The 14,558-nt window shown below is 30.4% G+C and carries 11 protein-coding genes; 10 read left to right on the top strand and 1 reads right to left on the bottom strand.

Translation table 11 applies throughout. The features are described 5' to 3' along the window. The first annotated feature begins 254 nt into the window (after positions 1-254). The 4 genes from CLCHR_RS07890 (at position 255) to CLCHR_RS07875 (ending at position 5,602) form a co-directional block, all read left to right on the top strand. The gene (locus CLCHR_RS07890) at positions 255-1,604 is read left to right on the top strand and encodes a glucose-6-phosphate isomerase (RefSeq protein WP_079439154.1); all 1,350 of its coding nucleotides are present in this window, start codon (positions 255-257) and stop codon (positions 1,602-1,604) included. A gap of 7 nt (positions 1,605-1,611) precedes the next feature. Further along, positions 1,612-2,043, top strand: coding sequence for a YaiI/YqxD family protein (locus tag CLCHR_RS07885; RefSeq protein WP_079439153.1), 432 nt, complete (start codon positions 1,612-1,614; stop codon positions 2,041-2,043). A 264-nt stretch (positions 2,044-2,307) separates the two neighbouring features. Next, complete coding sequence (locus CLCHR_RS07880; RefSeq protein WP_079439152.1) at positions 2,308-4,749, top strand: triple tyrosine motif-containing protein; 2,442 nt, start codon at positions 2,308-2,310, stop codon at positions 4,747-4,749. Positions 4,750-4,795: 46 nt separating this feature from the next. After that, entirely contained in the window at positions 4,796-5,602 is an 807-nt protein-coding gene (locus CLCHR_RS07875; protein ID WP_079439151.1) for a lytic transglycosylase domain-containing protein, read from the top strand. Positions 5,603-6,020: 418 nt separating this feature from the next. Here the strand turns inward: CLCHR_RS07875 and CLCHR_RS07870 are convergent, their stop codons facing one another. Next, positions 6,021-6,737: a pseudouridine synthase gene (locus tag CLCHR_RS07870; RefSeq protein WP_079439150.1), complete on the bottom strand. Its 717-nt coding sequence runs from the start codon at positions 6,735-6,737 to the stop codon at positions 6,021-6,023. 395 nt (positions 6,738-7,132) lie between these two features. On the opposite strand from CLCHR_RS07870, the gene CLCHR_RS07865 reads away from it, so the two are divergent. From CLCHR_RS07865 to CLCHR_RS07840, 6 genes are all read left to right on the top strand, one after another. Further along, complete coding sequence (locus CLCHR_RS07865) at positions 7,133-7,567, top strand: MarR family winged helix-turn-helix transcriptional regulator (RefSeq protein WP_079439149.1); 435 nt, start codon at positions 7,133-7,135, stop codon at positions 7,565-7,567. 64 nt (positions 7,568-7,631) lie between these two features. Then, positions 7,632-7,853 (top strand): NifU family protein, encoded by a 222-nt coding sequence (locus tag CLCHR_RS07860; RefSeq protein WP_079439148.1) that lies wholly within the window; start codon positions 7,632-7,634, stop codon positions 7,851-7,853. Between the two features lie 171 nt (positions 7,854-8,024). Continuing rightward, complete coding sequence (locus CLCHR_RS07855; protein ID WP_079439147.1) at positions 8,025-9,662, top strand: methyl-accepting chemotaxis protein; 1,638 nt, start codon at positions 8,025-8,027, stop codon at positions 9,660-9,662. A gap of 272 nt (positions 9,663-9,934) precedes the next feature. After that, complete coding sequence (pcrA, locus tag CLCHR_RS07850; RefSeq protein ID WP_079439146.1) at positions 9,935-12,202, top strand: DNA helicase PcrA; 2,268 nt, start codon at positions 9,935-9,937, stop codon at positions 12,200-12,202. Positions 12,203-12,222: 20 nt separating this feature from the next. After that, positions 12,223-14,214, top strand: a complete 1,992-nt coding sequence (gene ligA, locus CLCHR_RS07845; protein ID WP_079439145.1) for an NAD-dependent DNA ligase LigA — start codon at positions 12,223-12,225, stop codon at positions 14,212-14,214. 3 nt (positions 14,215-14,217) lie between these two features. Next, positions 14,218-14,490 carry a hypothetical protein gene (locus CLCHR_RS07840; protein ID WP_079439144.1) on the top strand — a complete coding sequence of 91 codons (273 nt, stop codon included), beginning with the start codon at positions 14,218-14,220 and terminating at the stop codon, positions 14,488-14,490. Positions 14,491-14,558: the final 68 nt, after the last annotated feature.

The following is a 14,558-nucleotide window of genomic DNA, read 5'->3' as shown; positions in this document are numbered from 1 at the left end:
TATAGAATTATAATATAAATATAGAGGGATGTTTTTATATTCCTCTATATTTATTAGTAACATGATTAAATAAATGTATATTAATTTATGTATATAGTAAAAATAAAGCATAGAAAAACTAAATAGAACCTAATAATTTTAGTAATTGTTATATATTTGTGAAAAAAATAAAACTAAAGATATCATTTGGATAATTTGTGATATAATAAAATAGAATTTTTAATAATAATTGTGTTTGGAGGTAGGATAAGAAAATGAGTAAAGGTATATCGTTAGATTTATCAAAAGTTGCACCTTATTTAAACCTAACTGAAATTGATTATATGGAAGAAATGGTTAAGAGTGCACATGATAAGTTACACAATAAAACAGGAGCAGGGAATGATTTTTTAGGATGGGTTGACCTTCCAGTAAATTATGATAAGGATGAGTTTTCTAGAATAAAAAAAGCAGCAGAAAAAATTCAATCTGATTCAGATGCTTTAATAGTTATAGGAATAGGTGGATCATATCTTGGTGCTAGAGCAGCAATTGAAATGCTAACAAATAACTTTCATAATGCGTTAGATAGTGATAAGAGAAAAGCTCCTAAAATTTTTTATGTAGGAAATAATATTAGTTCAACATATATGGCAGAACTTTTACAAGCTGTTGAAGGTAAAGATATAAGTGTAAATGTAATTTCAAAATCAGGTACTACTACAGAACCTGCAATTGCATTTAGAATTTTAAGAACTTATTTAGAAAATAAGTACGGAGTAGATGAAGCAAGAAAGAGAATATATGCTACAACTGATAAGGCTAGAGGAGCATTAAAAACATTAGCTGATGCAGAAGGATATGAAAGCTTCGTAGTGCCTGATGATGTTGGAGGAAGATTCTCAGTATTAACTGCAGTTGGACTGCTACCAATAGCTGCTGCTGGAATCGATATTGATGAAATGATGAAAGGTGCTGCTGATGCAAGAGAAGTGTACTCAGTTCCATCAATTAAAGAAAATGATGCATACAAATATGCTGCTGTTAGAAATGCTTTATATAACAAAGGTAAAGTTATTGAAGTATTAGTAAACTATGAGCCATCACTTCATTTCTTTAACGAATGGTGGAAACAATTATATGGAGAATCAGAAGGTAAAGACGGTAAAGGATTATTCCCAGCTGCAGTTGACTTTAGTACTGACCTTCACTCAATGGGACAATATGTTCAAGATGGAAGAAGAGTACTTTTTGAAACAGTTATAAATATAGAAAAAGCAAAATATGAGATTAACATAGAAGAAGCTGATAGCGATTTAGATGGACTAAATTTCTTGGCTGGAAAAACTATGGATTTTGTAAATAAGAAAGCATTCCAAGGAACTTTATTAGCTCATAATGACGGTGGAGTTCCAAACATGGTATTAAGCGTACCAGAAATTTCAGCATATTATTTTGGATATATGGTTTACTTCTTCGAAAAAGCTTGCGGAATCAGTGGACATTTATTAGGAATAAATCCATTTGATCAACCAGGAGTTGAAGCATACAAGAAAAATATGTTTGCATTACTAGGAAAGCCAGGATTTGAAGAAATGAAGGCCGAACTAGAAAAGAGACTTTAATTTAATTATGAAAATAATAATTGATGGAGATGCCTGTCCGGGCATCTCCATTATTGAAAGAGCAGCAAAGGATCATGAGATTCCAGTAATAATATATTGTGATATTCACCATTTTATTCAAAGTGATTATTGTCAGGTCAAAGTTGTTGATAGTGGATTTCAAAGCGTGGATATGTACGTAATGAATGAAACCAAAGAGGGAGACATAATTGTATCACAAGATTATGGTGTGGCAGCAATATGTTTGTCTAAAAGGGCAAAAGTAATAAATCCAAAAGGATTCATATATGATGAAAAGAATATCGATAGAATGCTAGAAGAAAGACATATATCTCAAAAAATAAGAAGAAGTGGAGGGAGAACCTCTAATCATAAAAAGAGAACAGAAGAAGATGATGTAAGACTAGAAAGAAATTTAATAAAACTTATAAGAAGTTAATCTTTAGAAGCTTGTAATAGGCTTCTTTTTTTATTGATATTTTATAAGGGTGAAGAATATTAGGGCAATAATTTATTGATCTTCGATTGGACTTAACAGTTGTTATTATTCTTACGAAAAAGTACGTTATATATATGAGTTTAAATAGAAAAATATGATATAATCAAAATAAAAAATAGCTGAAGTTATTTACAAATATTGGTATAAATGTATAATATAAATAAGGAGTGGTTTGAGAAGCGTTGTGGAAGGGGTATGAACTTTATGGAAGAACTTCAGTTGAAATATGTTGAAATCATTTTTGATAAGCAGACACCACAAAAGATTGGTACGGATATAAATATACTAAGTAGAATAGATAATGGGCAAGTAGAAAATTTAGAATATAAATTCATAGTTGGTAAGGGTGGAATTTGGAATACTATTCAGGAGTTTTCTGGGAATAATAGATGTGTGTGGAAACCTAAAAGGGAAGGAGAGTATATGGTTATGGTGCAAGCTAGAGAGAAAGATGGAAAAAAGTCTTTAGATTATTTAGCTAAAGAAGGCTATTCAATAGTAGAGGGAGAGGCTGTTAGTTATATGGGTGGATATGAAGAATCTGTTGATAAAGCTGTTAATGAAAGTGAAGATAACATGATTTTTAAGAATATAATAGATAATGAAGAAAAAACTTTACTGAATCTTAAAGAAGAGAATCCTCTTATTAACGAAGAGTTTAGAGAATTGATAAATAGCTCTGAAGAAAATATAGTGTTTTTAGATGCCCAAGAGCTTTTAAGATATGAAAAAGAAGTTTTCGTTGGAATTGATGATAAAGGAAGAGATGAAATAGCTCTATCTGAAACTAAAAATAAAGAAATTAATATAGAATGTAACACCAATGAAATCCTTCATGAAGTGATGTTAGAGAACGGTAGATCAGAAACGGGAAATTTAGAAAATAGCATTGGATTAGAATTGGGAATTATAGCGGATGTTGTTATTGATAAAGAAGAAATTATGGTCGGAGAAAAATGTTCTATAGAAGTTAATACCAATAATGATGGGGAATATTTATATAGATTTTATATTAGAAAGAAAGATCAGTGGGATATAGTAAGAGATTATGATACAGTAAATATTCTAAGATATACAGCAACCGAAATAGGAGAAAAAGAGTTTTTAATCCAATGCAAGAGGATGGAATCCGCTGAAAATTTTGAAGATTATAAAACTATAAAAATAAAGGTTATAGATACTGCAAAGGCAGAAATAGTGAATTTCAAATGTTTAAATAAATCGTTAATAGTAGGAGATAAACTTGGATTTATAGTAGAAACTAACATTGAGAAACAATTAGAAGAAAATATAGTATTATTATATAAATTCTATAAGATATCTAAGGATGGAAAATCGGTCTGTATACAGGATTATTCAACCAAGAATGATGTCTATTATAGAGAGCTTGAATCAGGGAATTATAGGATTCTATGCTTAGTTAAGAGTATATTATCTAATAAAGAATATGATGATAGAGCTATTTTGGTTTACAATGTTAAGCCTTATAAAGACATTAAGATTAATAGTTTTGTAGCCAATTTGAACTCTCCACAAGCAAGTGAAACAGATATAAGATTTACTTCAGTAGTTCAGGGGGGAAGTACGTTACAATATAGATATAATGTAAAAGGACCTATTGAAGAAGATACTGGTTTTTGTGATAAGGATGAATTTGTATGGACGCCCATGGAAGCTGGAGAGTATGAAGTAATATTATATGTTAAAGATATAAATTATAAAGGTGAATATGAAGATATTAAGAAAATTGCATTCACTATTGAAAAGAAGGGCAAGAAACCAGTAAAGGTTTTAGATATAGTGATTGATAAAGAAAAGAAAATTATTGTTGGAGAGACTGTTAACATAATGGTGAATGGTGAAGGCGGAACACAACTCCAATATGCCTTTAGAATAAGAAAGGATAATAAAAAGGTAGAAAGTATAGAGTATAATAGATCTAACTGGATTAATTTTATGCCTAAAGAAGTTGGGGAATATGAAGTGGAAATAATGCTTAAGGATAAGTATTCAGACAAGATTTATGATGCGCAGACATTTATTAATTTGAAGGCTATGGAGTATTTACCAGGAGAGATAGATTATATAATTTTGCCTTATAAAGAAACTTATTTGATTGGAGATACCATAGAATTTGAATGTATCATCCAAAATACTCAAAGCGTTCTGGTAAAATATGAAACTAAGATTAATGGGCATTCAATTGAACAAACAGAGTTTTCAAAAAATAAGAAGCTAAGGTTTATTCCTAAAATCGCGGGTAAATACACCATAGAGGTTTATGCTAAGAATTTAAAATGTAAGGGAGAATTTGATTCAAAGAAACAAATAACTTTACATGTCAGTGAGGCAGCGCCAGTAATAGAGACTAAAATAATAACTAATAGACTAGAAGGAAAAATAAATGAAGAGTTAACTTTTGAAGTTATAAGCAGAGGCGGCAAGGATGTATGTTATGAATTTTATTTAATGGAGAATAACAATTGGAGAAAAGTACAGGCTTATAGTAAAAAGCATTACTATAGTTTTATGCCATTTGTCCCAGGAAAGTACAATATTTTAGCTTTGGCAAAGAGCTATTATAAAAAAGTTAGCTATGAAGATTATGATAAAATAACATTTTACGTTAAAGATATTAAAGAATAGTTCGAAAATAAACTTAAGATAAATTTTGGAGGAAGGTTATTAAAAGATGGGAATAGATAATTTAAGTAAAGTCTCAAATGAACAATTGTTAGCAATGAGCATGTTGGGAAATGGACAAGTAACTAATGATTCTAGCTCCGATAGTACAACCAGTAATGAAACAAATTTAGCATTTCAACTTGTTATGCAAAATTTAATGGAATCATCAAAGAAAACTAACCCAAATTCTGCGGAGGGTATTAATGAGAACGGTAAAATTGATGGTCAAGCAGAAGGTTCTGAAGAATTAAATAATAAAAATAATATAAATGTAAATAATATTTCTAGGGTAATTCAAAAGTATGCTGCAGGGCAAAAGCTTGAGGATATACCAATGATTTTGAGTAATAGTAACTATATCAAGTTCAAAGATGCGCAAGGATATATTTTACCTAATAGGAATAGTGCAGATATAGAGAAAATATATGGTGCAGTAGAAAGTGCATCTAAAAAATATGGAGTGGATTCAAATTTAATTCTTGCTATAATTAAGCAAGAATCAAATTTTGATTCTAGTTCAACTTCTGGGGTTGGAGCAACTGGGTTAATGCAGATAATGCCACAGAATTTTGCACATTTAGGTATTTCAAATGGATATGATGTAGACCAAAATATTAATGGTGGAACTAAGTTGCTTAAGGAATATTTAGATAAGTATAATGGGAATGCGGAAATGGCTCTGATGGCGTATAATGGAGGTCCAGGCACTATGCAAAAAAGAGGAGTTTCATCAGCAAATGATCTATATAAAATGCCTTTAGAAACTCAAAATTACGTTCCGAAAGTAATGGGATACTATAGAAGTGGAGTCTAGAATGCTTGCATTTTGGACTTCTTGTGATGCTTTGTTTTATAAATGTAGGTAAGTAACTGAAAAGTGAAACAAAAAAATCATTTTGGTTATATGAATGATTTTTTTGTTTCACTTTTCGTTTTTAATAAGTTAATGTAGATTTTATAAGGATTATATTAAAATACGCTTTAATGTAATCCTTATAGTAATTAAGTAAATGTTTTCATTTTTGAATAATAAAAAACGCAACCCTTGGGGCTAGGTTGCGCTTTAGCAATAAGCAATAAGCAATAAATAAAAAGGGGGCTATATATTCCTTTTATTTATCCTTGCAAGAATATTATAGGATAATATCATTCATAATGCAAGTAATTTAATAAAAAATATGAATATTTTTAGGAAAAATGAATTATTTTATTGCAAAATTGTTTAATATTCGTTAATAGCTCTTTAAAAGGCTTAATTCTTCATCTGTTAATTCTCTATATTCGCCTTCTTCTAAATCTGGATCTAATGAAAGACCACCAAATTCTTCTCTTCTAAGATAAGTAACGTTTTTTCCAACAGCTTCAAACATTCTTTTGACTTGATGGAATTTTCCTTCTTGTATAGTAAGTCTAATTTCGGATCCATCATCGCTGTTAGATAATATTTCGAGTTTAGCTTCTAGACATTTATAACCATCGTCTAAAGTGATTCCGTTTTTAAAAGCTAATATGTCTTTTTCATCAACTTTTTTATCAATTTCAGCGTAGTACACCTTATCAACATGCCATTTAGGAGAGATTAGCCTATGGTTCAGATCCCCATCATTAGTTAGTAATAATAAGCCAACGGTATCCTTATCTAATCGACCAACTGGAAATGGTTCGAATACTTGATGTTCTAAATTTAATAAATCAATTACAGTCTCATCCCTATTATCATGCGTTGCGGATATTACTCCATCTGGTTTATTCATCATTAAATATATATATTTACGATAAAGTATTTCTTCACCATTTACCTTTATAACAGATTTCTCAGGATCAACAAGTAATCCATTATCTTTTACTACTACGCCGTCAACTTCTATGATTCCTTTCTTAACAAATGATTTGACATCTTTTCTGCTTCCATATCCTAAGTTAGATATTACCTTATCCAATCGTTCCAAGTTGTTCACTCCAATCTTTAGATTTTATAGCCACGCTATTTAGTTTATACATATATTGATTTATTTTACCATAGTACTGAATATCTTAACATATAGATTATTATTTCTCTAGTTTACAGATATTATTTTTTATTTTTAATATTAAGTGGAGTATGAACTTACAGCTACTGGTATCTTGATAGCTCCAATAATTCAATCTATGTACGACTAGGGATTAATTTATCAATCAGAAACAAAATTGTAGAAGAAGCAATGAGAGTTTAAATTATTACTCTTAAAATTAAAGTTAGTGAATAATAAAATAAATAAATCATAATATAATTTTAAAAACATATTGACAGATGAAGAATAAAATTTTAAAATTAATTCGTACCCGAACGAATGAGGTGGTAAAAATGAAAAGCAAATGTATCGTTGGAAAAATGAATATAATTGTTGAAGCATCCAACAAATTCTTGACAAAAAAAATAAAGGATGAGCGATTACCTATATTACAAAATCATATAACTCTATTTGACATTTTACCTGAGGATGGTTCAAAGCTGCTTTTTAATGAAATAGCAAGTATATGGAGAATATCTAAATCATCTTTATCTGACATAATAAATAAATATGAGAGTCAGGGATTGATAAATAAGTGTATGTGCTGTGAAGATAAAAGAAGTGTATATATTAGCTTGACGCCTAAAGCTGTAGTCATAAAACAAAAGCTTCAAGTTATGGAGAAAGAATTTCTAGATATAATATTAGAAGATTTTGATGAAGGTCAAAAAACAATTCTTGAAGATAATATAGAGAAAGCTCTTAAAAATATAATAAAAATGCTTTAAAGGCATTTTTTTTAAATAGATAATTCGTACGCGTACGAAAAATGTGAAAGAAGGAGTACAAATTATGAAAGAATTAATAACAAAATCATTAGATAAAATTAGACCAATACTACAAAGAGATGGTGGAGATGTCGAATTAGTTGATGTGAGCAACAATGGGGTTGTAAGTGTAAGGATGCAAGGTGCTTGTGGGAATTGTCCAGGAGCAATGATGACAATAAAAATGATTATCGAGCAAAGATTAAAGGAAGAAGTACCAGGAGTCACAGAGGTTATAGGAGTTTAATTAAGGACACTTAATATATTGATTTAACAAGTAAAATATTTTTAAATTCCACGCATAATTCGTACGCGTACGAATTATGCGTGGAAACAAGATTCGTTTCGGGTACTAAATAAAGTATAAAGATTATATAGAAATTGTAATTAAGATATTTAAATACTAAGGAGGGGTAATATGTTTAATTCCATAAGAAAAAGGTTGATTTTTAATTTTGTTTTAATAGCAGCAATAATAATTTTAATTTGTATATCATTTTTTTCATATCAGATGATAAGTGGAATACAAAACCAAATGAAAGCAGATGGAGTGACTTTAGTTAATAATATAAGAGCAAATATAGAAAATGTAGGAATTAAAAATACAGATAAAATACAAGATATAATAGATCAAACATATAAATATGCAGATGGAGAATTGTGCTACATAGGTGTAATATCAAGAGATAAAACTCTCGTGGCAGGAACGTCAAAAGAGTCTATTGGTGAAAAAATTGAATCGACAGGATTAGATGGTGTATTTGAAGGTAAAACAGGAACTTATATGTATGAGTGGAAGGGAACTCCTGCATATAATGTAACTGTTCCAATTAAGGATGGAAATACTATAGGATATGGCCTTTCTATAGGAATTTCTGTTGATAATATGCAAAGAACTATTAGAAATACTATAATAAAAAGCATAATCTATGCTATTGTCCTTTTGCTGTTGGCCGCTGCTACAGGAGTATATATAGGAAAGAGAATTGCGAAACCTATAGAAATGATTAAGGATGTTATTGAAAAAGCAGGAGATGGAGATTTTACAGCAGAGTATGAAATTACAGGAAAAGACGAAATAGGGAAATTAGCATCTGCAAGTAGTAAGACTAGAAAAAGTATGAGGGAACTTGTTAGGAAAACCAAAGTAATATCAGAAAGTTTAAGCAACATATCAAAGAATATTGAAATCGGTGGAAGCACTGTGGCATCATCTAGTGAAGAAATCGCAGCTACAGTAACTAACGTATCTCAAGAAGGGATAAAACAAACAGAGGCTTTAGAAGAGGCAGTTAGTTTATTAGAAAGTTTTTCAGTAGACTTGGATAATGTAGATAATAAGTTGATATTATTGGCTGATGGTGGAAGGATTATAAAAGAAGATACAAATAGAGGAGTAGAAACTATAAATAAGCTGGCTAATACTATTGATGATATGTTAAATTCATTCTTGGTATCAAAAGCTAAGGTAGAAAATTTAGATAAAACTATATCACAAATTAATTCTATAGTCGATGTCATAAATGGAGTAGCCAAGCAAACTAATCTTTTAGCTTTAAATGCATCTATTGAGGCGGCGAGAGCAGGTGATGCAGGAAAAGGATTTTCAGTAGTAGCAGACGAGATAAGAAAGCTTGCAGAAGAAGTATTAAATTCATCAAAAAACATAACTCAATTAATAGATACAGTAATGAAAGAAACTCATGACGTTTCTAGTACGACAGAGCTTGTAACTAAGATAGTAGGAGAAAGCAAAAATGATATTAATAGCGTAACAACTTCATTTAAAGGGGTTATTAGCAAGGTAAATAATATTCCAAGCGATATTAATGAGGTTCATGCAGTACTTCAAGAAACTATGAAGGGTAGAGATAAGATTCTGGATACAGTTGAAAACATAGCTTCAAAATCACAAGAAATTTCAGCTCTTTCCGAGGAAGTGACAGCATCTACAGAAGAACAAGCTGCTATAACAAATGAACTTTCTATAACAGCAAAAAAACTAGTTAATATTTCATCTGTATTAGAAAAAGATGTTTCAAGCTTTAAGATATAATTTCTTAAATTACATATAGTAGAGAATTAAAGGGAATAATAATGGAAGTTAAAATTTATGGTATAATTAATAATTTGAAATTAACACTTGATTAAAAAACATCAGGTGTTTTTTATATTATTAGCAATGCATAATTCCTCTAAAATATAATAAAGTAAGTGCAGGATAAAATTTCAATGTATAATTTAAAATAATATTTTAGTCAGCCTGATGATTTAAATATTATTACATATGGTATAATATTTAAGGATTGGGAAAGGAGGAATAAGTAAATGGATTTAAAATCATTACTTAATAAAGAACAGTATGAAGGGGCAACTACAATTAATGGGCAGGTGCTTATTTTAGCGGGAGCAGGTTCGGGTAAGACTAGAGTGTTAACGCATAGAATGGCGCATATGATTGAAGATTTAGATATTGCACCTTACAGTATATTGGCTATTACTTTTACAAATAAGGCTGCAAAGGAAATGAAGGATAGAGTTAAAGCACTTATTGGTGAAAGAGCAGAAAATATGTGGATATCCACCTTCCATTCAACTTGTGTTAGGATTTTAAGAAGAGAGATAGATAAGATAGGTTATAAAAGTAGTTTTACTATATATGATAGCTCTGATCAAAAGACATTAGTTAAAGAGTGCATGAAATCACTTAATATTAATGATAAGGATATAACAGAACAAGAGATAATCGGGAAGATAGGAAAAGCCAAAGATAAAATGCAAAGTGTTAGAAGCTTTATGTTAGAAAATGAGGCTAACTTTAGAGAAAAGAAAATTGCCGATGTATATGAAATGTATCAAAAGAGACTAAAAGAAAATAATGCTTTAGACTTTGATGATTTAATTTTTAAAACAGTTGAACTTTTTAAAAGCAATCCTGAAGTATTAGAATTCTATCAAAATAAATTTAAATATATTATGGTAGATGAGTATCAAGATACTAATGGTGCTCAATACGAACTGGTTAAGCTGCTTGCGTCAAAATATAAGAATATATGTGTTGTAGGGGATGACGATCAATGTATTTATCAATGGAGAGGCGCAGATATTCAAAATATCCTTGATTTTGAAAAAGATTATCCAGGAGCAAAAGTAATTAAACTTGAACAAAATTATAGATCTAAAGGAAACATATTAACTGCAGCTAATGTTGTAATTGTAAATAATGCAAATAGGAAAAGTAAAATATTAAGAACTGAACAAGAGCCAGGAAGTAAGATTAAGATATATAGAGCCTATGCAGATAGTGATGAGGGAAATTTTGTTGGTAAACAGATCCTAGAGATAAAGGAAAAAGAAGAAAAAAATTATAATGACTTTGCTATATTATACAGAACAAATGCTCAATCTAGAATATTTGAAGAAAGTTTTAGACGAAAAGGCATTCCTTACAAAATAGTAGGAGGTACAAGGTTCTATGACAGAAAGGAAATAAAGGATGTATTAGCATATTTAAAAATTCTTGTTAACCCTCAAGATGACATTAGTATTAGAAGAATTATAAATGTACCTAAGAGAAGCATTGGGGATGCAACTGTTGCAAAAGTACAAGAATTTGCAAGTAGTTTTGAATTAAATTTATGGGATGCACTTGCTGAAGTGAGAAGTATTCCAACATTAACTCCAAGAAATGTTTCAACTATTGAACCGTTTGTTTCATTAATGGAAAATTTAATGGAACTTAGTGAGACGGTCCCTGTTTCTGTGCTTATTGAATCTATATTAAAAGATACAGGATATCTTAAACAATTAAAAGAATCAAATGAGATTGAAGATAAGAGTAGGGTTGAAAATTTAAAGGAACTTGTTTCTGATGCTGTTGACTTTGAAAAGAACAGTGAAGATAATTCGCTATCTGCGTATTTAGAGAGAGTTTCTTTAGTTCAGGATACAGATAAGATTGAAGAACAAGATGATGCTGTAGTATTAATGACAATACATAGTGCGAAAGGATTAGAGTTCCCAGTTGTATTTATGGTTGGTATGGAAAATGGTATTTTCCCAGGAACGGCATCTTTTGAAAAGGAATCAGAGATGGAAGAGTCAAGAAGATTATGTTATGTTGGTATAACAAGAGCTAAACAGACACTATTCATGACTTCAGCTGAAGTGAGAAGAGTATTTGGTAAAACTGTAGCATATCCTCAATCTGATTTTATTAATGAGATAAAACCAGACCTTAAAGAATATGTGGGTGTAGAAAAGGCAGGTATTAAAAGCAGAGAAAAGGCTATGAAAAGTAATTCTTACACTAATCCACATAGTTTACGAAATAGTGTTACTAGTAATAGAGCATATACCCTTGATAATGGCGGAATTAATAATGTGATTGATAGAAGTACTATGACTGAAATGGCTAAAGAATATATAACTAATAGTGAAGCAACACTTGGTAGAAAGGTTATTCATGAAAAGTTTGGAAAAGGAACAATAGTAGCAGTTGTAGATTCTGGAAATGATAAGAAGTTAACAGTTGCTTTTGATAAGCAGGGAGTTAAATCATTATTACTATCTTTTGCAAAACTTAAAATGATTTAGTGGGAATTTGGAGGCCTAATATGGATAAGATTGAAAGAATAAAAGAACTTGTAGAAAAGTTAAATAAATATTCATATGAATATTATTCTTTAGATAGTCCATCTGTAAGTGATAAGGACTATGATGAAAAATACTATGAACTTCAAGAGTTAGAGAGAGAAACAGGATATGTACTTCCTTATTCACCTACATTGAGAGTTGGCGATATAGTATTAGGTGGGTTTAGAAAGTATACTCATAAGGCAAGACTTTGGAGTCTAGATAAAGCACAAAGTTTGCAAGAAATTATGGATTGGCATAATAGAAATATTAAGTTTGTAGAAGAGGCTAGAAGCAGAGGCGAAAATCTGCCCGATCTAAAATACGTGGTTACAAAGAAATTCGATGGTTTAACAATTAACTTGACATATAATACTGAAGGTATACTTGAAATAGCTGCAACAAGAGGAACGGGAAGTATTGGAGAAGAAGTAACGGCACAGGTTAAAACAATCAAATCAATTCCGCTTAAAATCAATAGCAGTGATGTTTTAGAGGTTCATGGAGAAGCTATCATGACTCAAGAAGCTTTTAATAAATATAATGAAACTTCTGATACACCACTTAAGAATCTGAGAAATGGAGCAGCAGGAGCTTTAAGAAATTTAAATGTAAAAGAAACTGCACGAAGAAGTCTATCTGCCTTCTTTTATGATGTAGGACATAAAGAAGGGACTCCATTTAGAACTTATATGGAAATGATGGAGTTTATAAAAGAACAAGGTCTTCCAGTTGATGATTATATAAGAGTATGTACTTCAATAGATGAAATTGAAAAAGAAATAGACTATGTAAAAGGTATTAGATTTGACTTAAATTATGATATAGATGGATTAGTAATTGCAATAGATGATATCAGAACAAGAGAACTATTAGGCTATACAGTAAAGTTCCCTAAATGGGCTATTGCATTTAAATTTGAAGCTCAAGAAGCAACAACTAAGCTTCTAGATGTTGAATGGAATGTTGGAAGAAGTGGTAGAGTTGGTCCAACAGCAATCTTGGAGCCAGTAGAACTAGCAGGAGTTACTGTTAAAAGAGCCACTCTAAATAACATGGATGATATCTCGAGAAAAGGTGTCAGAATTGGTGCGGAAGTATTTGTAAGAAGAAGTAATGATGTTATACCAGAGATAATGGGAATAGTGGCAGAATCATTAGAAGGTTCAGAGGAGATAACAGTTCCAGAAGTTTGTCCTGCTTGTGGCAGTCATTTGGTGCTAAGTGGGGCTCATTATTTCTGTGAAAACACTTTATCTTGTAAGCCTCAACTAGTTAAAACTATAGTTCATTATGCTTCAAGGGAAGCGATGAATATAGCAGGTTTTTCAGAAAGAACAGCGGAACAATTATTTGAAAAACTTAATATTAAATCTATCTCAGATTTATATAAATTGAAAGAAGAGGATTTAATAGGACTAGAGAAGTTTGCAGCGAAAAAAGCTAAAAATCTTCTGGAAGCTATTGAAAAAAGTAAAGATTGTGAGTTATATGCGTTTATATATGCTTTAGGAATTCCCAATGTAGGTGTAAAGACTGCAAAAGATTTAGTCAGCAGATTTAAGTCTATAGAAGGTCTAAAAAATGCAACTTTTGAAGAACTTATTGGAGTTCAAGATGTTGGAGATATAGTTGCTCAAGGGGTTGTAGTTTTCTTTAAAGAAGACAAAGTATTACAGACGATAGAAGAGCTGCTGTCTCTAGGTGTTAGTCCTAAATATGAAGAAAAAGAAGTAATAGCAAGTCCTTTTGAAGGAAAAACTGTTGTTGCAACTGGTTCGCTTAAGAATTATTCTAGGAATGAGATAAAAGATAAGTTAGAAAGTTTAGGAGCAAAGGTTTCAGGTAGCGTTAGTAAAAAGACAGATTACATAATAGCAGGTGAAGCGGCTGGATCAAAATTAACTAAGGCAGAGGAATTAGGAATTAAAGTTCTTTCAGAAGAAGAGTTTGAAGAAATTCTAAGGAGGTAGAGTATGAAAAAATTAATAAATTTGCTTGGGTTTGCGTGTGCGTTTATAACCAGCATCTTAATTATTTGTACTTTCATGACAACATATCAGTTTTATTATGTTAGCCAAATTTTCAACTCATACTTACCAATACAGCTGGGAGTATGCATTACTATGGCAATTATAGCACTTAGATTTCTAATTATTGAAACTGGCAAAAAAAGATTAGTATACTTTGCTTTTAGTTTAGCTATATCAGTTTCATTGATTTTCTTTATGATAAATTTGATTAAGTAAATATAGTAATGGAATAAGTACTATACTAGAAAGAAAGGATACTCTTTTGCGTAGTGTTGCACAGTTAT

Origin of the sequence: Clostridium chromiireducens, from assembly GCF_002029255.1 — a bacterium.
GTDB classification, from domain to species: Bacteria; Bacillota; Clostridia; order Clostridiales; family Clostridiaceae; genus Clostridium; species Clostridium chromiireducens.
Note: the sequence above shows the minus strand (reverse complement) of the source record. Positions and strands in the feature narration are given on the sequence as shown.

Excerpts from the sequence above, each read along its gene's own strand:
- CLCHR_RS07860 (WP_079439148.1), top strand. The coding sequence starts at position 7,632 with ATGAAAGAATTAATAACAAAATCATTAGATAAAATTAGACCAATACTA.
- CLCHR_RS07880 (WP_079439152.1), top strand. The coding sequence starts at position 2,308 with ATGGAAGAACTTCAGTTGAAATATGTTGAAATCATTTTTGATAAGCAG.
- CLCHR_RS07840 (WP_079439144.1), top strand. The coding sequence starts at position 14,218 with ATGAAAAAATTAATAAATTTGCTTGGGTTTGCGTGTGCGTTTATAACC.
- CLCHR_RS07865 (WP_079439149.1), top strand. The coding sequence starts at position 7,133 with ATGAAAAGCAAATGTATCGTTGGAAAAATGAATATAATTGTTGAAGCA.
- ligA (WP_079439145.1), top strand. The coding sequence starts at position 12,223 with ATGGATAAGATTGAAAGAATAAAAGAACTTGTAGAAAAGTTAAATAAA.
- CLCHR_RS07855 (WP_079439147.1), top strand. The coding sequence starts at position 8,025 with ATGTTTAATTCCATAAGAAAAAGGTTGATTTTTAATTTTGTTTTAATA.
- CLCHR_RS07885 (WP_079439153.1), top strand. The coding sequence starts at position 1,612 with ATGAAAATAATAATTGATGGAGATGCCTGTCCGGGCATCTCCATTATT.
- CLCHR_RS07890 (WP_079439154.1), top strand. The coding sequence starts at position 255 with ATGAGTAAAGGTATATCGTTAGATTTATCAAAAGTTGCACCTTATTTA.
- CLCHR_RS07875 (WP_079439151.1), top strand. The coding sequence starts at position 4,796 with ATGGGAATAGATAATTTAAGTAAAGTCTCAAATGAACAATTGTTAGCA.
- pcrA (WP_079439146.1), top strand. The coding sequence starts at position 9,935 with ATGGATTTAAAATCATTACTTAATAAAGAACAGTATGAAGGGGCAACT.